Source organism: Hydrogenophaga pseudoflava, assembly GCF_004353865.1.
In the GTDB taxonomy this organism is placed as follows: domain Bacteria; phylum Pseudomonadota; class Gammaproteobacteria; order Burkholderiales; family Burkholderiaceae_C; genus Hydrogenophaga; species Hydrogenophaga pseudoflava.
The window spans coordinates 83848-106087 of the sequence record NZ_CP037867.1 but is presented as its reverse complement, the minus strand read 5'-3'; the positions used below and the strand labels follow the sequence as shown (position 1 = coordinate 106087).

17 protein-coding genes are annotated in these 22240 nt (G+C 71.7%); 6 read left to right on the top strand and 11 right to left on the bottom strand.

Features of this window, described 5'->3' with window-relative positions:
* Positions 1-8: 8 nt before the first annotated feature.
* From HPF_RS00475 to HPF_RS00440, 8 genes are all read right to left on the bottom strand, one after another.
* Positions 9-1040 carry a patatin-like phospholipase family protein gene (locus HPF_RS00475; RefSeq protein ID WP_133155421.1) on the bottom strand — a complete coding sequence of 344 codons (1032 nt, stop codon included), beginning with the start codon at positions 1038-1040 and terminating at the stop codon, positions 9-11.
* An 8-nt stretch (positions 1041-1048) separates the two neighbouring features.
* Positions 1049-2143 carry a 3-deoxy-7-phosphoheptulonate synthase gene (locus HPF_RS00470; RefSeq protein WP_133155420.1) on the bottom strand — a complete coding sequence of 365 codons (1095 nt, stop codon included), beginning with the start codon at positions 2141-2143 and terminating at the stop codon, positions 1049-1051.
* 37 nt (positions 2144-2180) lie between these two features.
* Positions 2181-2657 (bottom strand): C40 family peptidase, encoded by a 477-nt coding sequence (locus HPF_RS00465; protein ID WP_133155419.1) that lies wholly within the window; start codon positions 2655-2657, stop codon positions 2181-2183.
* 48 nt (positions 2658-2705) lie between these two features.
* Positions 2706-3701, bottom strand: coding sequence for a calcium/sodium antiporter (locus tag HPF_RS00460; protein ID WP_207959273.1), 996 nt, complete (start codon positions 3699-3701; stop codon positions 2706-2708).
* Between the two features lie 13 nt (positions 3702-3714).
* The gene (locus tag HPF_RS00455) at positions 3715-4626 is read right to left on the bottom strand and encodes a universal stress protein (protein WP_133155418.1); all 912 of its coding nucleotides are present in this window, start codon (positions 4624-4626) and stop codon (positions 3715-3717) included.
* Between the two features lie 21 nt (positions 4627-4647).
* A complete protein-coding gene (locus tag HPF_RS00450; RefSeq protein WP_133155417.1) occupies positions 4648-7332 on the bottom strand; it encodes a cation-translocating P-type ATPase in 2685 nt (894 codons plus the stop codon).
* A complete protein-coding gene (locus HPF_RS00445) occupies positions 7329-9053 on the bottom strand; it encodes a cation:proton antiporter domain-containing protein (protein ID WP_133155416.1) in 1725 nt (574 codons plus the stop codon). Before HPF_RS00445 ends, HPF_RS00450 begins: the two co-directional genes overlap by 4 nt.
* 123 nt (positions 9054-9176) lie before the next feature.
* Positions 9177-10379 carry a helix-turn-helix domain-containing protein gene (locus tag HPF_RS00440; protein WP_133155415.1) on the bottom strand — a complete coding sequence of 401 codons (1203 nt, stop codon included), beginning with the start codon at positions 10377-10379 and terminating at the stop codon, positions 9177-9179.
* A 170-nt stretch (positions 10380-10549) separates the two neighbouring features.
* Here HPF_RS00440 and HPF_RS00435 point away from each other — a divergent pair, with 170 nt between their 5' ends.
* Genes HPF_RS00435 through HPF_RS00425 form a run of 3 tightly spaced genes read left to right on the top strand, consistent with a single transcriptional unit; the run spans position 10550 to position 13493 of the window.
* The gene (locus HPF_RS00435) at positions 10550-12217 is read left to right on the top strand and encodes a PQQ-dependent dehydrogenase, methanol/ethanol family (protein ID WP_133155414.1); all 1668 of its coding nucleotides are present in this window, start codon (positions 10550-10552) and stop codon (positions 12215-12217) included.
* 2 nt (positions 12218-12219) lie between these two features.
* A complete protein-coding gene (locus tag HPF_RS00430; RefSeq protein ID WP_066152028.1) occupies positions 12220-12588 on the top strand; it encodes a c-type cytochrome in 369 nt (122 codons plus the stop codon).
* Complete coding sequence (locus tag HPF_RS00425) at positions 12585-13493, top strand: substrate-binding periplasmic protein (protein ID WP_133155413.1); 909 nt, start codon at positions 12585-12587, stop codon at positions 13491-13493. The genes HPF_RS00430 and HPF_RS00425 overlap by 4 nt, the downstream gene beginning before the upstream one ends.
* Before the next feature lie 456 nt (positions 13494-13949).
* Here the strand turns inward: HPF_RS00425 and HPF_RS00420 are convergent, their stop codons facing one another.
* From HPF_RS00420 to HPF_RS00410, 3 genes are read right to left on the bottom strand one after another with little or no spacing between them, the layout of a single operon-like run.
* Complete coding sequence (locus HPF_RS00420; RefSeq protein WP_133155412.1) at positions 13950-14570, bottom strand: 3'-5' exonuclease; 621 nt, start codon at positions 14568-14570, stop codon at positions 13950-13952.
* A complete protein-coding gene (locus HPF_RS00415; RefSeq protein ID WP_243721658.1) occupies positions 14567-16717 on the bottom strand; it encodes a sensor histidine kinase in 2151 nt (716 codons plus the stop codon). Before HPF_RS00415 ends, HPF_RS00420 begins: the two co-directional genes overlap by 4 nt.
* A complete protein-coding gene (locus HPF_RS00410) occupies positions 16714-17409 on the bottom strand; it encodes a response regulator transcription factor (protein ID WP_133155411.1) in 696 nt (231 codons plus the stop codon). Before HPF_RS00410 ends, HPF_RS00415 begins: the two co-directional genes overlap by 4 nt.
* A 167-nt stretch (positions 17410-17576) precedes the next feature.
* Between HPF_RS00410 and HPF_RS00405 the strand changes: the two genes are divergently transcribed.
* Genes HPF_RS00405 through HPF_RS00395 form a run of 3 tightly spaced genes read left to right on the top strand, consistent with a single transcriptional unit; the run spans position 17577 to position 22157 of the window.
* Positions 17577-18878, top strand: coding sequence for an SPFH domain-containing protein (locus HPF_RS00405; protein WP_133155410.1), 1302 nt, complete (start codon positions 17577-17579; stop codon positions 18876-18878).
* Between the two features lies 1 nt (position 18879).
* Positions 18880-20421 carry a hypothetical protein gene (locus HPF_RS00400; protein ID WP_243721657.1) on the top strand — a complete coding sequence of 514 codons (1542 nt, stop codon included), beginning with the start codon at positions 18880-18882 and terminating at the stop codon, positions 20419-20421.
* Positions 20422-20456: 35 nt separating this feature from the next.
* The gene (locus tag HPF_RS00395; protein ID WP_133155409.1) at positions 20457-22157 is read left to right on the top strand and encodes an ABC1 kinase family protein; all 1701 of its coding nucleotides are present in this window, start codon (positions 20457-20459) and stop codon (positions 22155-22157) included.
* The last annotated feature ends 83 nt before the right edge of the window (positions 22158-22240 follow it).

Sequence of the window (22240 nt, the reverse complement as noted above, 5' to 3'; positions counted from 1 at the left end):
GTCCCGGGTCAGCCGAACAGCCCGGCAAGTTCGACAGTGCCGTGGCGACCGACGGCTGCCCGGTGCGTGTCCAGCCACTGCCGGCCCTGCCCCCGCCCCACATCGAACAGCATCTCGAAGAAGCGCTGGCCGGCGGCGGCCTTGGTGTCGGTGCCCAGTTCCCCCAGCACCGGGCCGGGCTCGATGGCGTGAAAGCGCGCCCCGGCCAGCCGCCGCTCCAGCGGGCCGCGGCGCCACCAGCCGATGTGGGCGATGCGCTCGCGCAGGTGCGCGAACATGCGCATCTCGCGCAGGAAGGTGGCGTTGAAGGCCAGCTCCTGCATGCGGTGCTCGATGTCCTGCGCCGACTGCGGCGTGGCGGCGTAGCGCAGCGGCGTGAGCATCACCAGCAGCGTGTCGCGCGTGGGGGTTTCCAGCAGCAGCGGGTAGACGGCGGGGTTGGCCGAATAGCCGCCGTCCCAGTGCGGCTGACCGTCGATCAGCACGCTGCGGTGCAGGCGCGGCAGGCAGGCCGAGGCCAGCACCGCGTCCAGCGACAGATCGGCGTTGCGGAACAGCCGCAGCCGGCCGGTGTTGGCCTCGGTGGTGGCGATGAACAGCCGCACCGGCGAGCGCTGGCGCAGGCCCTCGATGTCCAGCTGCTGGCGCAGCACGTCGCGCAGCGGGTTGAGGTCGAAGGGGTTGAGCTGCTCGGGCGTGAAGTGGTGGGTCCACTGCAGCATCAGGCGCATCGCCGGCGCCAGCTGGTAGCCCGAGCCGTCGGCCCGCGGCACCGCCACCTCGAACGGCAGGCTGCCGGCCACGGCGGTCCAGAAGCGCCGCAGCGCGGCGCGCGCGCCCTCGCGGCCACCGTCCATCAGGCCCTGGGCCAGCACCACCGCGTTCATGGCGCCCGCGCTGGTGCCGCTGACGCCGTCGAAGGCAAGCTGTCCGTCCTCCAGCAGTGCGTCGAGCACGCCCCAGGTGAAGGCCCCGTGCGCCCCACCGCCCTGCAGCGCCAGGTTCAGCGCGGGCGTGGCGGGCTGCCAGGGCAGGCGCATGTCGCGCGTCAGCGGGCGCGGCGCTGGCGCACGGCGGCCGCCAGCCCCTGCAGCACCGGTACGGTCTGCTCGAAGCTGATGCAGGCGTCGGTCACGCTCACGCCGGGCAGCAGCGGCTGGCCGGGCACGATGTCCTGCCGGCCCTCGAACAGGTGGCTCTCGATCATGATGCCGGTGATGCGCGCGTCGCCCGCGGCGATCTGGCCGGCCACGTCGGCCGCCACGTCGATCTGCCGGCGGTGCTGCTTGCTGCTGTTGGCGTGCGAGACGTCGATCATCACCTGCTCGCGCTGGCCGGCGGCCTTGAGCAGGGCGCAGGCGGTGTTGACGTCCTCGGCGCTGTAGTTGGGCGCCTTGCCGCCGCGCAGGATGACGTGGCAGTCCTGGTTGCCGCGGGTCTCGAAGATCGCGGCCTGGCCCATCTTGGTCATGCCCATGAAGGCGTGCGGCGCCTGTGCGGCCTGGATCGCGTCGCTGGCGACCTTGACGCTGCCGTCGGTGCCGTTCTTGAACCCCACCGGGCAGGACAGGCCCGAGGCCAGCTGGCGGTGGCTCTGGCTCTCGGTGGTGCGCGCGCCGATGGCGCCCCAGCTGACCAGGTCGCTGATGAACTGCGGCGAGAGCAGGTCCAGGAACTCGGTGCCCACCGGCAGGCCGGCGCCCAGCACGTCCAGCAGCAGCTGGCGCGCCAGCTCCAGGCCTTCGTTGATGGCGAAGCTGCCGTCCAGGTGCGGATCGTTGATGTAGCCCTTCCAGCCCACGGTGGTGCGCGGCTTCTCGAAGTACACGCGCATCACGATCAGCAGGTCCTCGGCCAGCGCATCGGCCTGCTCTTTCAGGCGCCGTGCGTAGTCCATGGCCTGGCCGTGGTCGTGGATCGAACACGGCCCGACCACCACGATCAGCCGGTCGTCCTGCCCGTGCAGCACGCGCGAGAGCGCGGCGCGGCTGCTCTCCACCAGGGCCTGGGCGGCCGGCGGCGTGGGCAGCCACTCCTGCAGCAGCGCGGGCGTGATCAGCGGCCGCACCGCGCCGATGCGCAGGTCGTCGATGCGGGTGGTGTCGTGGGTGGACAGCGGCGGGGTGGCGTGAACGTGGAGCATGGCTCCGATTGTCGCCGGCTTGTCCGGAAAAACCGTGTCAGGGCCTGCGATAACGCACCGTCTGGCGCGCCCAGTAGCGGTTGTCCAGCCGGTCCAGCCGCACCGTGCCGCCGCTGGACGGCGCGTGCACGAAGCGGCCCTCGCCGACGTAGATGCCCGCGTGCCAGGCCGGGTCGCGGCCGAAGATCACCAGGTCGCCGGTGCGCAGCTCGTCGGCATCCACCGCCTGGCCGAAGCCCGACAGCTGGGCCACGGTGCGCGGCGGCGCCACACCGGCGCGGTGCCGGTAGACATAGCCGATCAGGCCGCTGCAGTCGAAGCCGCTCTCCGGCGTGTTGCCGCCCCAGCGGTAGGGCGTGCCCACCAGGCCCATGGCGTGGATGGCGAGGTCGCTGCTGTGTTCGGCCGACAGCGGCGGCAGCGACGACGAAGGCGGGCGGGCCGGTGGTGCGCTGCCGCAGGCAGCCAGCAGCAGGGCGGCGGAGAGACTCAGGGTGTGCAGGGCCAGACGCATGGCGGCGAGCTTACGGCATGCCCGCGGGGGGGCTGGTGTCCAACGGTGTCAGGTCCGCCAGAGCAGCAGGCTGCCCAGATAGGCGGCGTAGGCCAGCACGAAGCCGATGCCCTCGCGGCGCGAGACCAGCCGGTCGCTGCGGAACACCGGCAGACAGACGATGGCCACCAGCGCGGCCAGCGGCAGGTCGATCCACAGCACCTCGGCGCTGACGTCCACCCCGCTGGTGGGTGCGGCCACCATGGTCAGGCCGAGGATGACCAGCACGTTGTAGATGCTGCTGCCGATGAGGTTGCCGATCGCCACGTCGCGGTCGTTGCGCAGGGTCGAGATCATCGTGGTCACCAGCTCCGGCGCCGAGGTGCCGATGGCCACGATGCTCAGGCCGATGAAGGCGTCCGACACGCCGTAGGCCTTGGCCAGTTCGACTGCGCCGGCCACCAGCAGCTCGGCGCCCAGCACCGCCAGCGCCATGCCTGCCAGCAGCAGCGCACCGTTCCAGGCCCAGGCCGCGGCACCGGTGGGCAGGTTCACCCGCGGAGGCGCCTGCGCGGCCAGCGCGTCGCGGAACGCCAGTCGGGTGTCCGGCGCCTCCTGCCGGCTCAGCTGCACCAGCGCCACGGTGTAGACCACCGCCGCCAGCAGCAGGCCCAGACCCTCGGCCCGGGTGAGCACGCCGTCCATCGCCATGACGAGCAGGGCCACGGCGGTGGCAATCATCACCGGCACGTCCAGCCGCACGCTCAGCGAGCGCGTGGGCAGCGGGCGGATGGCCGCACTCAGGCCCAGGATGAGCAGGATGTTGACGATGTTGGTGCCGGCGATGTTGCCCACCGCCAGCGGACCCTTGCCCTCGTGCGCGGCGGTCAGACCCACCGCCAGCTCGGGCGCACTGGTGCCCACCGAGACCACCGTCAGGCCGATGACGATGGGGCTGATGCGCAGCAGGGTCGCAATGCGGGTGGCGCCGCGCAGCAGCATCTCGGCGCCCAGCACCACCACGACCAGGCCACCGAGGAACAGCAGGGCGGGATGCAGCGCCACGGCCCGTCCCGCGTCAGCCGGCGTCCTGCGGACCGCGCTTGTCGACCACCACCAGCACGTCAGCGTCACCCTCGGAGAGCACCCGCTTGGTCACGCTGCCCAGCAGCAGTTCTTCGGTCACATGGGTGCCGTGTTTGCCCATCACCACCAGGTCGCAGCCCAGGCGTTGCTGGTGGCCGGTGATCAGGGCCACGGCGTCGCCGTGTTCGACCAGCGGCGTGTAGTCGCCAGCCGCCAGGCCCTGTTCGGCCGCCATCTCGCGCAGCTGCCGCAGCGCGCGCTCGCGCGCCTCAATGCGGTACTGGTGGATGATGTCCTGCGACACGCCGGCGTACTGCAGCATGCCCTCGAAGGGCACGTCGAAGGCGTGCAGCAGCACCAGGTCGGCCCGAGGCGCGAGTTCGCGCGCCAGTGCCAGCGCCAGCGCGGAACCGGGCGAGAAGTCCATGGGCAGCAGCACGCGGCGGTAGGGCTGCTGGAACGGGTTCTTGACCACCAGCACCGGGCAATGGCTCCTGCGCATCAGGTGCGAGGCGGTGGAACCCACCACCAGGCGGCGCAGCAGGCTCTGCCCGCGCGCGCCCACCACCACCAGGTCGGCGTCGGTCTCGCGCACCAGCGCCGGCACCACGCGCGAGGCCAGGCCCTCTTCCACCCGCAGGGTGGGCGCCGGCCCCGGGTGGCGCGCCGGCTCGGCCATGGCGGCGGCCAGTGCGGCCTGCTGCTGCTGCATGGCGGTGTGGGCCACGCTGTCGGCGCGCTCGCCCAGCAGGTTGCGCAGCGGGCCCAGCGCGTCCAGCCCCAGCGCGTGCACCACCGTGTGGCGGGCGCCGTTGGCCGTGGCCAGGTCGGCCGCGCGGTCCACCGCCTGCAGTGAGAACGCCGACAGGTCGGTGGCGCTCAGGATGTGTCGGGTCATGGTCATGGATCTCTCCTCGCAGGTTCTTCAGATGCGGCGCACACCGCGGCGACGCAACAGCGCCTTCTCGGCTTCCACCAGCACGAACACGCCCGCCCCCATGGCCAGGATCATGGCCCAGGAGCTGGCGTGCAGCGGCGTGGTGTGGAACAGCCGCTGCAGCGGCGGCGCGTAGGTGAACAGCAGCTGCAGCCCCACCAGAAGGGCCGCCACACCCAGCGCGACGGGGTTGCCGGTCAGCGTCTCGGCCCGCCAGGCATGGCGGGTGAAGTGGCGCACGTTGAACAGGTAGAACAGCTCGCACATCACGATGGTGTTGACCGCCGCGGTGCGCGCGGTCTCCAGTGCGGTGCCGCGCGCGAGCTCCCAGTGGAACACCCAGAAGGTGGCGGCGATCATCAGCCCGATGACGAACAGGATGCGCCCGCCCAGCGCGCGGGTGATGATGGATTCCTGCGGGGGCCGCGGCGGGTGCCGCATCACGCCCGGCTCGGCCGGCTCGAAAGCCAGCGACAGCGCCAGCGTCACCGAGGTCACGGTGTTGACCCACAGGATCTGCCCGGCCGTCACCGGCAGCGGCAGGCCTGCGAAGATGGCCAGCAGGATCACGCCGGCCTCGCCGCCGTTGGTGGGCAGCATGTGCATCAGCGACTTCTTGATGTTGTCGTAGACCACCCGGCCCTCGCGCACGGCGCGCGCGATGGTGGCGAAGTTGTCGTCGGTCAGCACCAGGTCGGAGGCCTCGCGCGCCGCGTCCGTGCCCTTGCCGCCCATGGCCACGCCCACATCGGCGGCTTTCAGCGCGGGCGCGTCGTTCACGCCGTCGCCGGTCATGGCCACCTGGTGGCCCTCGGCCTGCAGTGCGGCGATCAGCCGCAGCTTGTGCTCGGGGCTGGCGCGCGCGAACACGTCGGTGTCCTGGGCGGCGCGGCGCAGCGCCGCGTCGTCGAGCGCGGCGACGGCGTCGCCCGTCAGTGCCCGGTCGGCCTGCAGGCCCAGCTGGCGGCCGATGGCCGCGGCCGTCACCGCGTGGTCGCCGGTGATCATCTTCACGCGGATGCCGGCCTCTCGGCACTCCGCCACGGCAGCCACCGCCTCCTCGCGCGGCGGGTCGATGATGCCCACCAGGCCCAGCATCTCGAAGCGCGGGGTGAGGTCGGCCAGGTCCACCTCGGTGCGCCCTGTGGGCCAGTCGCAGCGGGCCAGTGCCAGCACGCGCTCGCCCGCGCCGCCAGCGCGCTCCACCGCCGCGGTCCAGCGCGCGCAGTCCAGGGGGCGGCCGCCCGCTTCGCCCGTGCACAGCGCCAGCACCCGCTCGGGCGCGCCCTTGAGCAGCAGCTCGTGGTGGCCGGCGTGGTCGTGGTGCAGCGTGACCATGATCTGCCGCTCGGACTCGAAGGGGATCGCGTCCAGCCGCGGGAAAGCCTGGGCCGCGGTCGCGGCGTCCAGGTCGGCCTTGTGCGCCAGGGTGGTCAGCGCACCCTCGGTCGGATCGCCCGTGAGCACCCAGCCTTTGTCGTCTTCGCGGTGGATGCGCGCGTCGTTGCACAGCAGCGCGCAGTGCAGCAGGGTCATCAGCGCCGGCTCGTGGCCAGGGTGCAGCACCGATCCGTCCGCAAGGTGGAAACCGCCCTCGGGCGCATAGCCGGTGCCGGTCACGCGCAGCTCGCGGCCCGGCAGCACCACGCGCACGGCGGTCATCTCGTTGCGGGTGAGGGTGCCGGTCTTGTCGCTGCAGATCACGGTGACCGAGCCCAGCGACTCCACCGCCGGCAGGCGCCGCACGACGGCCTTCTTGCGCGCCATCACCCGGGTGCCGATGGCCAGCACGATGGTCACCACCGCCGGCATGCCCTCGGGGATGGCGGCCACCGCCAGCCCCACCACCGCCAGGAACAGGTCGAACAGCGCCATGCCGGCCACGAAGTGGCCCCAGGCCATGGTCAGCACCGACACCCCGAGGATGAAGGCGGTGATCTGGCGCGCGAAACGGTCGAGCCGGCGCGTCAGCGGTGTGGCCAGGGTCTGCACGCCGCTGACCAGCTGGCCGATGTGGCCGATCTCGGTGGCGCCGCCGGTGGCCACCACCACGCCGCTGCCGCTGCCGTAGGCCACCAGCGTGCCCGAGAAGGCCATGCCGTGGCGGTCGCCCAGCGGCGCGCCCTCGGCCGCGGCGCCCGTGTCCTTGTCCACCGCGGCCGATTCGCCGGTCAGCGCCGATTCCACCGTGCGCAGGTTGCGGCCCTGCAGCAGGCGCAGGTCGGCCGGCACGCGGTCGCCCGGCTCCAGCCAGACGATGTCGCCCGGCACCAGCTCCCCGGCGTCGATCTGGTGGCGCTCGCCGCCGCGCTGCACCGTGGCGCGCGCGGCCAGCATGCTGCGCACCGCCGCCAGGGCCTGCTCGGCCTTGCCCTCCTGGATGTGGCCGATGAGCGCGTTGATCAGCACCACGCCCAGGATCACGCCCGCGTCCACCAGGCTGCCCAGCAGCAGCGTGGCCAGCCCGGCGGCCAGCAGCACATAGATCAGCGGGTTGTGGAACTGCAGCGCGAAGCGCTGCCAGGCCGGCCGGCGCGGCGGCTCGGGCAGGCGGTTGGGGCCGTGCTGGGCCAGCCGCCGGGCCACCTCGCCGGCGTCCAGTCCGTCGGCCGGGTCCACGCCCAGGCGCCGCAGCACCTCGGGTCCTTCCAGGGCATGCCAGGAGTTCTTCATGCGGCCCCCCTTGCGGGTGCGGTCTCCTGCAGCCGGTCCAGGATGTGCGAGGTCATGCCGCGCGCCAGCTCGTGCTCGCCCAGGAACACCGTGCCCAGGCTTTCCTTGCGCAGCAGATCGGCCTCTTCCTCGTTGTGGGTGCGCAGCACCACGGCGATGCCGGGGTTGAGCGTGCGGGCGATCTCCACCATCTTGCGCACGTCCACCGCGTCGGGGATGGCCACCACCAGCATGGCGGCCTCGGCGATGTGGCCCTGCACCAGCACCTCGGGTGTCATGGCGTCGCCGCTGACGGCCGCGATGCCCTCGCGGCGCAGCGCGTCCACCGTCTCGCGGTTCTGCTCCACCACCACGAACGGCAGCTGGTGTTCGCGCAGCGCCTGGGCGATGCGCCGGCCCACGCGGCCATAGCCCACCAGCACCACCTGGCCGCTGAGCAGCTGGCGGTCGGTCGAGGTCGGCAGTTCGGCCAGCGGATCGTCGCGCATCTCCAGCTGGCGTGCGAAGGCCGAACGCGCCAGGACCCAGCGCCGCAGCGGCTCGACGGCCGAGAACAGCGCCGCGTTGGCCGCGATCGAGATCAGTGCGGCCGCCAGCACCAGGCTCTGGCCTTCGCGCGGCATCAGCTCCAGCGCCACGCCCAGGCCGGCCAGGATGAAGGAGAACTCGCCGATCTGCGCCAGGCTCGCGCCCACCGTCAGCGCGGTGTTCAGCGGGTAGCGGAACAGCAGCACCAGGGCCACGGCCGCCACGGTCTTGCCGATCAGGACGATGGCCACCACCGCCAGCAGCTTGACCGGCTGCTGAAAGACCACCGCCGGTTCGAACAGCATGCCCACCGAGACGAAGAACAGCACGGCGAAGGCGTCGCGCAGCGGCAGCGACTCGTCGGCCGCGCGGTGGCTGAACTCGGACTCGCGCATCATCATGCCGGCGAAGAAGGCGCCCAGCGCGAAGGACACGTCGAACAGCAGGGCCGCGCCGAAGGCCACACCCACGGCGATGGCCACCACGCCCAGGGTGAACAGCTCCTGCGAGCCGGTGCGCGCCACCCACCACAGCAGCTTGGGCAGCAGCCGGCGGCCCACCACCAGCATCAGCACCACGAAGGCCGTGACCTTGGCCAGGGTGATGCCCACCGTGGTCCAGATCTCGCCGGCCTGGGGCGCCACCGTGGCCTCCCCGCCGTGCGCCTTGAGCACGCCCGCCAGCGCGGGCAGCAGCACCAGCACCATCACCATCACCAGGTCTTCCACCACCAGCCAGCCGACCGCGATCTGGCCGTTGACCGACTTGAGCAGGCCCTTGGACTCCAGCGCGCGCAGCAGCACCACCGTGCTGGCCACCGACAGGCACAGGCCGAACACGATGGCGGCGCCCAGGTCCCAGCCCCAGAGCATGGCCACGCCGCCGCCCAGCGCGGTGGCCACCGCGATCTGCACCACCGCGCCCGGCACGGCGATCTTCTTGACCGACATCAGGTCGGCCAGCGAGAAGTGCAGACCCACCCCGAACATCAGCAGCATCACGCCGATCTCGGCCAGCTGGCCGGCCAGGCCGACATCGGCCACGAAACCCGGCGTGGCCGGACTGACCACGATGCCCGCCAGCAGATACCCCACCAGCGGGGGCAGCTTCAGGCGGGCGGCGAGCAGTCCGAACACCATGGCCAGGCCAAAGGCGGTCGCGATGGTGGCGATCAGCGTGACGTCATGGGGCATCCGTGCGGGCTTCCTTCGGGCGTGGAAAAAGGGTCTTTTGGCGGGTGGCGCTTTTGACCTTATCACGCGCGGGGCCACCCGCCCGGGTGTCCGAGCGTGGGCGTGGGCGACCCGGGCGGGCGCCTATTTCCGCAGGTGCCGGTAGACCAGGCCGCGCGAGACGCCGAGCTGGCGCGCGGTGCGCGCGACGTTGCCGCCGTTGGCCTGCAGCGCGTCTTCGATCAGGCGCTGCTGGGTCTGGGCCAGCGAGGGGGCGGCCGCCGGGGCGGGCGCCGGGACCTCGGGCTCGGCGGCGGGTACCGGCCCGGGCGCGGGTGGCATGGCGGCCGGCCAGGCGACCGCGTGCCGGAAGTCGATGCCATCGCGCAGACCCAGGGTCGCGCGCACCCAGATGCCCAGGCCGCTGGGCAGCTGCAGGCGCAGGGCTTCGGTGGCGCCGCACAGGGGCAGCAGCTGCGCCAGCCCGTGGCCGAACAGCTCTTCCACCGGCGCCACCTCCTGGCGCGACGGGCGGCCCAGCAGGCTGTGGCCGGTGGCGTTGACCCAGACCACGCGACCGCCGTGGTCCACGCCGGCCAGTCCCTCCATCGGCGTGCCCAGCAGCGCGGGGGCGGCCTGGAAATGCAGCACAAGGTGCTCGTCGGATTGCGCCTGCAACAGGCGGTTCTCGATCGAGGTGGCGTACACGCCGACCACGGCCGCGGCGTCGAAGCCGAAGGCGCGCGATTCGGTGGACACGTCCAGCACACCGACCAGCCGGCCGTGCACGTCGTGGATCGGCGCGGCCGCGCAGCGCACCTGGCCGAACACCTCGTAGAAGTGCTCGCAGCACTGCACGGTGCAGGCCATGCCGGTCTGCACCACGATGCCCGGCGCGTTGGTGCCCAGCACCTCCTCAGCCAGCTGGACACCCACGCGCGTGGCGGCGTCCAGCACCTTCTGTTCGGGGTCGCCCGTGCCGCGCGAGGCGTGCACGATGACCCCGTGCGCGTCGGTCAGCATCAGGCGGCTGGCGGTGCCTGCGAGCGCGGCTTCGAGCTGCTGCAGGTCGCCGTGCGCGGCCTCCAGCAGGCGCCGGTTGCGCGCCAGCGCGGCGCTCAGCGCGCTGCGGTTGACCGGGTCCAGCGCGGGCATCTTGTGGCTGGCGTGGCCCAGCGTGCGGCTGCGGCTCCAGGATCGGATCACCGCCTCGCTCACCAGACCGGCGGGGTGCTGCTGTTCCTCGAAGAATCGCTGGCGCGCCAGCGCCGCGCGCTGCTCGGGCGTCTGGAAGAAAGGCTGCGGCGGCAGGTCCTGGGTGGACAGGTTTCGGTGGGTGGCGCGCATGGTGGTGGGGGCGAAGTCTCGCGTCCGAAGCGGCGGTGTGGGTGAGTGTTCCACTGCAGAACACTTTTCCCACCGGGAAAACCCGGACGTGATCCGCGGCGCCCAAATTCCCACAATGAAAGAGGACAGACAACAACCAGAGGCGCAGCCTCAACCCACAGGAGACATCCATGCAACAGACCACCCGATGGGCGGGCGCGGCCGCGCTTGCGCTGCTCGCCACCAGCCTGCACGCCCAGTCCCTGGACGACCTCAAGCGCGACAGTGCCACGCCCGGTGACGTGCTCACCTACGGCATGGGCTACAACAACCAGCGCTACAGCCCGCTCAAGCAGATCAACACGAACAACGCGGCCAAGCTGCGCCCGGTCTGGGCCTACAGCCTGAACAACCCGCAGGGCCAGGAGTCGCAGCCCATCGTGCACAACGGCGTGATGTACGTGACCACGCACAACACGACGGTGGCGATCGACCCGGCCACCGGCAAACAGATCTGGAAGCAGGAGATCGAGCTGCCGCAGGACGTGTTCAAGATGGCCTGCTGCGGCATCCTCAACCGCGGTGCCGCGATCTACGACGGCAAGCTGTTCCGCAGCACGCTGGACGCCCACGTGATGGCGATGGACGCCAAGACCGGCAAGCAGCTGTGGAAGAGCAAGGCCGCCGACTACCAGAACGGCCAGGCCATGACGAGCGCGCCGCTGATCGCCAACGGTGTGGTGCTGACCGGCATCGCCGGCGGCGAGTACGGCACGCGCGGCTTCATCGATGGCTGGGACCCGGCCACCGGCAAGCAGCTCTGGCGCTTCTACACCACCGCCGCGCCCGACCAGAAGGGCGGCGACACCTGGCCTGGTGACACCCACCTCAAGGGCGGGGCCCCCACATGGCTGACCGGCGCCTACGACCCCGAACTCGACCTCGTCTACTGGGGCACCGGCAACGGCGGCCCCTGGAACCCGAACGCGCGCCAGGGCGACAACCTCTACATCGCCTCGGTCGTGGCGATCCGCCCCAAGACCGGCGAACTCGTGTGGCACTACCAGTTCAGCCCCAACGACCCCTACGACTACGACGCCACCGAGGTCGGCATGCTGGTCGACATGAAGATCGGCGGCAAGGACCGCAAGGTGCTGGCGCAGGCCAACCGCAACGGCTTCTTCTACGTGCTCGACCGCGCCAGCGGCGAGCTGCTGGCGGCCAATCCCTATGTGAAGGTCAACTGGGCCGAGCGCATCGACCTCAAGACCGGCCGCCCGGTGCCCACCGAAACCGACAAGAAGGCGCGCGCCGGTGAAGACGTGGAGATCTTCCCCAGCGTGCTCGGCGGCAAGAACTGGACGCCGATGTCCTGGAACCCGTCCACGGGCCTCGCCTACGCCAACACGCTCAACATCAGCTGGCCGTACCAGCTGGCCAAGCCCGAGTACAAGAAGGGCGAGTGGTACCTGGGCGTGAACTTCCGCGGCGTGAACATGCCCAAGAACGAACCGCACGGGTATCTGAGCGCCATCGACCCGATGACCGGCAAGAGCAAGTGGCAGATGGCGTGGCCGGGCCAACCGAGCATGGCCGGCACGCTCTCGACCGGCGGCGGCCTGGTGTTCACCGGCGCGGCCACGGGCGAGTTCATCGCGGTGGACGCGAACAACGGCAAGAAGCTCTACGAGTTCCAGACCAGCAGCGGCATCATCGGTCTGCCGGTGACCTTCGAGCACAAGGGCAAGCAGTACGTGAGCATCGTCTCGGGTGCGGGCGGCGTGTGGGCGCTGCTGGGCGACGAGCGCATGTCGCAGGTGCCCGCCGGCGGTTCGGTCTGGACCTTTGCTGTCGATTGACGATGCGCTGGCGTGAACCCATCCTGTGTGCGCTCGCCCTCACGGGCGCGGCGCTGGCGCAGTCGAACACCGTGCCCGCCCAGACGCTGCCGGTGGAGATCCCGCCCGCAGCCCCCTTCACCGCCGAGGCGGTGGAAAAAGGCCGCGAGCAGTTCCACCGCACCTGCGCGCAGTGTCATGGCCGCAACATGGTCAACGCGGGCACCACGGTGTATGACCTGCGCAAGTTCCCCACCGAGCAGCGCGAGCGCTTCTACAACTCCGTGACCAACGGCAAGGGCAACATGCCCTCGTTCAAGGGCGCGCTGGAGCCGGAGGCGATCGAGCTGCTGTGGAACTACGTCGCCACAAGAGGAGGCAAGGAGTTGTGAACACCCCCCGCGCGCTGATGGCGCCGCTGCTGCTCGCGCCCGTGCTGGCCTTCGCGCAGGCGGCACCGCTGACCGTTTGCATGGCCGAGGACAACCCGCCGTTCTCGATGGCGCGCAAGGGCCAGGTCACCGGCTTCGACGTGAAGCTGGCGGAGGCCGTGGCGCGCGAGCTGGGGCGCGAGCTGAAGCTCATGCCCTTCGAGCCCGAGGTCGAGAAGGAGGCGATGCTGACGCACGAGGTCAACGCCATGCTCTCGGCCGGCCTGTGCGATCTGGCCAGCGGTTTTCCGCTGCTGGCCTCGGACCTGGGGCCGCCGACGCGCGAGCGTTTCAAGACCCCCGATTACCCGGGCGCCAAGCCGCCGCGCGAGCGGCCCTTCGTGCCGCTGGGCACGCTGGTGCCGAGCCAGCCCTACCAGGGCACGGCGCTGGTGATCGTGCAGCGCGCCGGTGCGCCCGTGGCGGCGTCGCTGGGTGATCTGAAGGGCCGCAAGGTGGCCGCGGTGGCGGGCACGCTCGAAGGCACGCTGGTGGCGATGTACGGCGGCGGCGCGCTGGCGAAAGACATGGTGTCGCTGGGCCAGCGCGAGGACGTCTGGGCGGCGCTGGACAGCGGCCGGGTGGACGCGCTGATGGTGCCGTCCGCGGCGTTCGACACCTACCGGGCGCGCAAGCCGGGCACGACCCTGCAGGCGGGGCCCGCGCGGCCGCTGGGGATCAACCTGGGCTGGGTGGCGCTGTCGTCGAAGGCGGATCTGCTGGAGGCGGTGAACCGGGTGGTGGCGCGTGCTTCGGCTTCCGGGGAGCTGCAGGTGTGGGCGCGGGAGGCGGGTCTGTCGTGGCAGGCGCCTTCTGTGCCTGCTGTGACCGGGACTCTGTCGTTGGCTGGGTTGCTTCGGGACTGAGCTTCTTTCGTGTCTTTTCTGGGCTTGGACCTCGCGCCAGGGTGATGGCGCCGCCCGCAGGCTCCGGCCCACCTCGCACGCGCGCTCGCCTGTTCGCCGCTGTTTCTTCATGAACACCGGTTGGGCGCGCCCAACTCTGTGGCATGCGCGAATGGGGCCTGCGCCTTCGGACGGCGCCATCACCCTGTGAGGAGCGCGAGAGAGCGCTTCGAAAGAAGGCTCCCGAACCACGGTGTTCCGTCTTCCTGCCGTGAACAGTGATGCCACTGGAGCCGGGTGTGCGCATGGGCGGGCGCAGGCCCCATTCGCGGTTGCCCGAGCGGAGGCGAACAACAAGCGCTGTTGACGAAGCAAAGACAGCGAACAGGTGAGCCAGCCCGCGAGCGTGGGCCGGAGAACGCCCATGCGCACACCCGGCTCAGAACAACAGCAACGAAAGAAACGGAACGAAAAGACTCAGGCCAACGCCACAGAAGCCTGGCGGGCAAAGAACTTCGGCAAAGCAGCCTTGGAACAGGCTTGAAGGGCACAAAGAAAAGCGTGGTCCGGTCGCGCCACGCCGTGCCTGAGCATCAGGTCGTGCCGGATGCGCCCCAGCAACTCCGTCGCCATCTCCGCATCCGCCAGCGCCCGGTGCGCCTGCCCCGTGCGCGGCAGGCCGAACCAGTCCACCAGCTGCCCCAGCTTGTGGCTCGGCGCCTCCGGGTAGAGCCGGCGCGAGAGCAGCACCGTGCAGGCGAAGGGTTGCAAGGCCGGCAGGCCGCACAGCGCCAACTCGGCCTGCCAGTAGCGCCGGTCGAAACCCGCGTTGTGCGCCACCATCGGCGCATCGCCCACGAAGCGTGCGGCCTCGGCCATCACCTGCGCGGCCGGCGGCGCGGCCTGCACCATCGCGTTCGTGATGCCCGTCAGCTGCGTGATGAACGACGGAATGCGCACACCCGCGTTCATCAGGCTCTGGAACCGGTCCACGACCCGCCCGCCCTCGGTCATCACGATCGCGACCTCGGTCGCGCGGTCGCCCAGGTTCGGCGAGGTGCCGGTGGTTTCAAAGTCGATGACGGCGATGCGGTTCATGCGGAAGTGGGCGTTCGTGAGGTGGCGCGCGGCAGGCGCAGCGTGAAGCTGACGCCGTCGCCGACGTTCGCGGCCGTGATGGTGCCACCCATCTTGGCCATGTAGGTGCGTGCGACGAACAGGCCCTGGCCGCGGCCCTCGCCCTGCGCGCCGCTGGCCGCGCCGTCGCTTACGCCGTAGTCGAAGATCTTGTCCAGCAGCGCTTCGGGAATCGCCGGGCCGGTGTTGTGGATCTCCAGCGCCACCATCGCCTCGCCCAGGCCCGACAGCGCCAGCGTGACCGGCGTGCCGGCCGGGCGGTAGCGGTCGGCGTTGCGCAGCACGTGGGTCACCACGTCCTCCAGCGAGTGTTCGTCGGCCTGCACCCACACCGGCGCGCCGGCCGGCGCGTAGACCACGTCGGCGATGCCGGCGTAGGGCGCGTTCTCGGCCACGTGGCGCAGGAAGGTGTCCAGGTCCAGCGCGTCCACCTCCACGGTCGCCGCCGTGATCGCCTCGCTCGGCGAGGCCGTGCCGTAGAGCGCGCGCACCGCCTGCTGCATGCGGTGCACATAGCGGTGGCTGGGGTCGGCCGCGTCGCCGTGCAGCACCATCAGCGACTGCAGCGGCGACATGATCTCGTGGCCCACCGCGTGCCACATGTCGCGCTCCTGCTCGTTGCGCAGGTGCTCGCGCCGCACGCCCTCCTTCACCCGCTGCAGCAGCGCCGCCAGCGAGCCGGCCAGGATGCCCATCTCGTCGCGTCCGCGGAACTCGCTCACGTCCAGATCGCCCAGCCGCCGCTCGACCTGCGGGTCCTGCATGTTGTAGTTCAGCGCCGCCGCGCGCTGGGTCAGCAGCGCCACCGGCCGGATCAGGCCCAGTTCGATCACCAGCCAGGCCAGGAAGATCGCCGCCAGCATCGCGCCGACGAAGCCGCTCACGCGCGTGGCGGTGGCGCTCAGGCTGCGGTCCACGCTGGCCAGCTCGCCGCTGAGGCTCAGCTGGTAGCGGCCGCTGGAGGTGCTGACGGTTTCGCTGGCCGACACCTGCGTGCGGGTGTCGCTGGAGGGCAGCCGCAGGATCAGGCGCGTGAGCCAGGGCGCGGCCACGCCCTCGCCCTGCGCCTGGCCGCGCAGCTGCGTCACCAGCTGCGGCTGGTCGGCGCCCAGGCGCTCGATGCGCAGCACCTCGCCCTCGGACAGCGTGCCCGCCAGCTGCTGCAGCGAAAACGCCCGTTCCGCGCCCGGCCGCGCGCTGTCGAACAGCACCCGCCCGCCCGGCCCCACCCATTGCAGGTGCAGCCGCGTCTGCGCCAGATTGGTCGGCGGCCAGGTGCGTGGTCCTTTGGCAAACAGCGCCTTGCGCCAGGCCTCGACCGGCACGCGCAGCGAGAGCAGGCTGCGGCGCGCGCAGTCCGGCAGGGCCTGGCCCGGCACCGCGCAGCCGGCCTCCTGCCAGAGCCAGCCGCGGAAGTCGCGCACCGGCCGCGAGCCCTTGACCAGCAGCGTGCCCTCGCCCGCGAAGCCGGTGATGCGGCCGCGCAGGCCGCCGTCGCCCAGGTCGGCCGGCGCGTCGCCCGGTGCCTCGAAGGGGGCGACCCAGCGCTCGGTGCCGGCGGCGGTCTCGGCGCGGATCACCGCGTGGCTCACCGGGTCCAGCTCCAGCGTGCCCTTCTCGCGCGCCACCGCCGGTGGCAGCACCAGGTCGGCCACGAGGTAGACCACGCCGCCCGCGTACGCGCTGTTGCCCACGCCCACGCACAGCTGCCCGCCGTCATTCGGCCAGTGCACCGCGCAGCCGCTCATCTCCACCGCCTGCCGCGCCTTGAACGGGTCGGAGTAGTCGAGCGCGGAGAACGGCAGCACCACCGGCGAGAGCCCCGCGTCCGAAGGCGCCACCGCGTCGGCGTTGATCAGCGCCAGCTGCCCGGTGGGGTGGCGCAGCTGCGCCGCCATGGTCGACAGCGTCTGCCGGAAGCCCGCCTCGTAGCGCGCCCGAGCGCGCTGCTTCTCCTCGGCCAGCAGCGTCAGCGCCAGCCCCACCACCGCCAGCGCCAGCAGCAGGAACACGCCGTGGAACACGATGCGCCGTCGGAACGCCGCCAGCGGCAGCCGCGGCAGCGTGAGCGCCGGCAGCGAGGGCAGGTCCAGCGGGCCGAACTTCACGGCCGTGACCAGCGGAAGCCGCGCATCGGCACGTTTTCAATGGCGTCGAAGCCCGGGTCGAGGTCGCGGAACGCGTCGCGGATCGCGCTCACGTGCTTGCGCACGTTGTCGCGGTTGCGTCCGCTTTTGACCACCTCGAACAGGTCCTCGTAGCTCACCGTCTGGCCCTTGTGCTGCACCAGCACGGCCAGGATGCGCTGGGCCGTCAGCGGCAGGTTGATGCGCTGGCCGCGCCATGTGGGCGAGCGCTGCCACAGCGGGTCCAGGCTCAGTTCGTCGTCCACCGCGGCCACCGGTTCGGCGCCCCTCTGCGAGCGCGCGCTGCGCAGGATGTCCAGAAAAGTCTCGACGAATTCGGCCTCGTCGAAGGTGGTCTTCTGCAGGTAGTCCCAGGCGTCCAGCGCCTTCATGATGCTGCGGTAGATGGCGGCCGGCATGGCCGAGACCACCAGCACCGGCGTGCCCTGGTGCAGCTTGTTGATGGTGTTGATGATGGCCACGCCCGCGTGCCGCTCACGGCCCAGTTCGATATCCAGCACCACCAGGTCGTAGCGCTCGCGCGCCAGCGCGGCCTCGGCGCTGTCGCGGTCGACCCACTGGTGCACGGTCAGTTCGGGGCGTGCGGCTTTGATCCAGCCGGCCAGCTGGTCGCTGGTGGGGCGGTCGTCTTCGATCACGGCAACGGTGGGCATGGGCCGATTATCGAAGCGGCCCGGGATGGGCTCCTGTGAGTGTTTCTTCCGGGGCCGGTGGCAAACCCGCCCGCCGACCGCATTGAGACTTCCGCGCGCCTTGGGAACGATGCAGGGCATGGCGAACCCGCGGTTGGGAACGCCTGCCACAACAACCGGAGGACCCCATGCTGCACCGACTCAAGACCCTGACCCGTTCCACCCGCCTGGCGCTGGCCCAATGGCTGCGCGGGGACCGCGCCGACGCCACCGAAACGGGCGACGAGGCCTCCGCACCCCCGCTGCGCCCCATGCGCCCCATGCCCAGCGTCGGTCTGCGCCCCGTGCTGCTCACCCTGGGCACGGCCGCCGTCGCCGCGGGCGCCGGCTGGGTGCTGGTGAAGCACCCGCCGGTGCAGCCGCTGGAGCCCGGCCACCTGGCGGTGCGCACCAACAACCTGACGGGCGAGAACAGCGTCTGGCGCGAAGGCCCGGTCTGGGTCTGGCCCGGCCTGCACCAGCTCGCCACCCTCTCGCTGCAGGACCGCAGCTGGACCGCGGCGGCCATGGCCACGGCCGACGGCGTCGCGCCGGCCCAGACGGTGGAAGGCCTGTCCATCGGCATGGACCTGCGGGTGCGCTACGCCATCGACCCCTCGCGCATCGGTGGCCCCCAGGCGCTGAGCTACCCGAAGGACATCGACGGCCAGATCATCGAGCCCGCGGTGCAGGCCACGGTCTACAAGATCGTCGCGCGCCACACGGTGCGCGAGATCTTCTCCTCGCAGCGCGCGCAGATCGAACAGGACATCGAAACCCAGATCCGCGAGCGCCTGAAAACCGACGGCCTGCTGCTGCGTTCGGTGCACATCGGCCAGATCGACTTGCCCGAGGACTACCGCCGCGGCATGGAGGTGCTGCTGACCGAAGGCCTGTCGGCCGAGAAGATGCGCTACACGCTGGAGCTGCGCGAGAAGCAGGTGAAGGAAAGTGAACTCACCGCCGCCGCCGAGAAGGCGCGGCGCGAGGTCGCGGCCGAGGCCGCGGCGCGCGAGCAGGTGATCGCGGCCAAGGCGCAGGAAGAGGCGATGAAACACGTGCTGCCGCTCAAGCAGCGCCAGATCGAACAGCGACAGCTGGAAGCCGAGGCCGCGCGCGTCTCGCGCGTGAAGCAGGCCGAGGGCGCGGCCCAGGCGCGCCGCATCGAGGCCGAGGGCGAGGCCGAAGCGCGCCAGAAACTGGCCGACGCCGAGGCCTACCGCCTCAGGAACATCGGCAAGGTCAACGCCGAACAGATGGCGATGGAAGGTGCGCTGATCACCAGGCACCCGCTGCTGATCCAGAAGACCATGGCCGACCGCCTGAGCGACAAGGTGCAGGTCATCATCGCGCCGCCCAGCAGCGGCGGCTTCATCGGCAACCACCTGCTGGGCAATGTCGCCGCCGCGCCGCGCGACACCGAACGGTTCGACGACCACGGGGAGCAATGAGATGGACCTCGGACCCAAAACCCGCTGGGCGCGCTACCTCTGGGCCGGCACCCTGGCCATCGCGCTGGCCGCCACGCTCTACACCGCCGCCGCGCGTGCCACCACCACTGCATCCGCATCGCAGCCACCAGACGCCGTCGGCCTGGTGACGCGCGACAAGGTCGTCCTGCGCGCCGCACCCAGCGACCGCGCCGCCAGCCAGACCCTGCTCTGGCGCGGCGAGGCGCTGGAGATCCGTGGTGCCCGGGGCGACTTCCTGCAGGTCTGGGACCACCACCGCGAGCGCGGCGGCTATGTGCGCGCCACCCAGCTGATGCGCGTGGCCGGCGACGCCGCCGAAGCGCCGCAGCTGCTGGCCCTGCTGGGCTTCGTGAGCGAGCAGCCGGGCGCCGAGCCGCTGGGCCTGGCGCTGGCCGCCGCCACCATCCAGGCCCTGCCCGCGGCCGCGCTGCAGGGGCCGCCCGGTGCGACGGTGATGGACGCCATCGGCCGCCAGGCCGAGCGCCTGGCCGAACGCGCCACGGTGGGCACCGGCCGCGCCGACGACCCGCTGCTGACCGCGCACCTCGATGTCGCGCGCCGCCATGGCGTGCAGCTGGTCACGCGTGAACAGGACAGCCGCATGACCGTCTGCTACGACGGCGACGCCTGGCGCCGTCTGCTCGCCCTGCCCGCCGCCAGCGCCGAACAGAAGGCCCGCGCCGCGCTGGCCCTGACCCGCGCCGAGTGCCTGGAGCAACCGACCCGCATCGCCGACCGCGAGGCACTCGACGAAGGTCTGGTCGACCTGCTGGCCCACGCCGACGCACCGGCACTCGCGCCCCACTGGCGCGCCCGCATCGCCACGCGCCAGGCCGAGGTCTGGAGCCGCATCGCCTACGCCCGCGCCCAGCGCGACCAGGCCGACACCGCGCGCCAGGCGGCACAACGAGCCATCGACGCCATCGGCCGCATCGAGAAGGCCGAGCTGGTCGACGACGACCTCGCGCGCTTCCACGCCGCCGCCGTGCGCGTGAACGCCGTGCGCTGGGCCGCCGCACCGGCCGTGCCCGCACCGGGCCGCCTCGCCATCGCCACCCGCCGCGCAGATGATGGCCAGACCTGCGTGAGCCTGCGCGACGCCAAAGCCAAGGCCGACGCGCCCGCGCTGGCCGAGCGCTGCAGCTGGGGCCAGGTCTGGGCCGCCTCGGCCGCGCCCAACCGCGAAGGCACGGCGCTCGCGCTGGCGGTGCAGCCGGTCGACGGCTGGCGCGAGCTGTGGGTGTTCAGAAAGGACGCGGGCGGCTGGGGCGTGCAGGTGCTGCCACCCTCCGCGCTGCAACCCGGCATCGGTTACGCCGAGTTCGCCGGCTGGGAGCCCGGCGGCCGGCGGATGCTGGTGGCGCGCGAGGCCCTGGCCGAGGGCAAGACCATCCGCCGCTTCGAGGTGGTGAAGGTGGCCACGCTGACGCCCGAACGCACCGCCTTCGACGCCGAAGCCCTGGGCCCGTTCAGCCGCTGGCCCGATGCGGCGTGGAAGCGGGCGTCGCTGGCGTTGCGGTGAGCGACAGTGGGCCACCTCCGCCCTATGATCGCCGCATGCTGATCGAAACTTTGGGCTCGGCCCGCGACATGGGCCGCCTCAACCAGATCCTGGGCGTGCTCATCCGCCACGGCTTTGGCGACAGCGTGCGCCGGCTCGGCCTGGCCGACCGGCTGGAGCGCGCCGGCCATGCGCTGCGCTGGGAGCACGCGGCCGACCTCGCAAAACTGGAGCCGCCGGTGCAGCTGCGCCTGGTGCTCGAAGAGCTGGGGCCCACCTTCGTCAAGCTCGGCCAGATCCTCGCCGGGCGCGCCGATCTGTTCGGCCCCGAGTACATCGCCGAGTTCGAGAAGCTGCACAGCAACGTGCCCGGCCTGCCGCTGGACGATCTGCGGCCGCAGCTGCGCGAAGACCTGGGCGGCGAGCCCGAGGCGGTGTTCGCGCGCTTCGACACCGAGCCGCTGGCGGCGGCCTCCATCGCGCAGGTGCACCGCGCGCAGCTGCACGACGGCACCGAGGTGGTGGTCAAGATCCGCCGCCCGGGCATCGACCGCACCATCGAGGCCGACCTGCGGCTGATGGGCCGCCTGGCCGCGCTGGCCGAGGCCGAGCTGCCCGCTCTCAAGCCCTACCGCCCGCAGCAGCTGGTGCGCGAGCTGGCGCAGTCGCTGCGCCGCGAACTGGACCTGGCCAGCGAGTGCCGCAACGCCGAGCGCATTGCCACCAACATGGCTGGCCTGCCCTGGATCGTGGTGCCCAGGGTGCACTGGGACTTCACCCGCTCGCGCGTGAACGTGCAGGACTTCGTCCAGGGCATCGCGGGCCACGAGCTGGCCCAGCTCGACGAGACCGGGCTGGACCGCACCCTGCTGGCGCGCCGCGGCGCCCAGGCGGTGCTCAAGCAGATCGTGCAGGACGGCCTGTTCCACGCCGACCCGCACCCGGGCAACGTGTTCTACCTGCCCGACAACCGCATCGCCTTCATCGACTTCGGCATGGTCGGCCGCCTCTCGGCGCGCCGCCGCGAGGAGCTGCTGCAGCTGCTGATGGGCCTGGTCGAGCGCGACCCGCGCACGGTGGCCGACGTGCTGCTGGACTGGGCGGGTGACGCGCACACCGCCAACCTGTCCTCGCTGGAAACCGAGATCGAGACCTTCGTCGACCAGTACCACGGCGCGCCGCTGGCCGAGCTCAACCTCGGCCAGATGCTGGGCGACGTGACGGGCATCCTGCGCGGCCACCAGCTGGGCCTGCCGTCCGACCTGGCGCTGCTGATCAAGGCCTTCATCACGCTCGAAGGCATGGGCCGCGGGCTGGACCCGGACTTCCACATGACCAGCGAGGCGCTGCCCCTGCTCAAGCAGGTGGTGCGCGCGCGCTACCAGCCCAAGGCCATGGCCACGCGGGCCTGGAAGACGCTGCGCCGGGTGCTCTCGGTGGCCGAGCAGCTGCCCGACGACGTCACGCGGCTGCTGCGCAATGCGCGCCGCGGCAAGGTGCATGTGGGCATCGACATCGCCCACCTCAAGCGGGTGGGCGACCAGATCGACCGCGCCGCCAACCGGCTGGCGATGGCGCTGATCATTGCCGCGCTCATCGTCGGCTCCTCGATCGTGATGACGGTGCAGGGTGGCCCGACCCTGTTCGGCTTGCCGGCGTTCGGCTTCATCGGCTTTGCCAGCGCGTTTGCCGGCGGCCTGTGGCTGGTGCGCGCCATCTGGCGCAGCAGCCACGGCAAGGACCTGGGCGACGACTGAGCGCCACCCGGTGCGCCAGGGTCCGGCGCACCAAGTCTGTTCACCGCCGGGCCGAAGCGCCCTGTTTCTGACGCGCTTTGGTG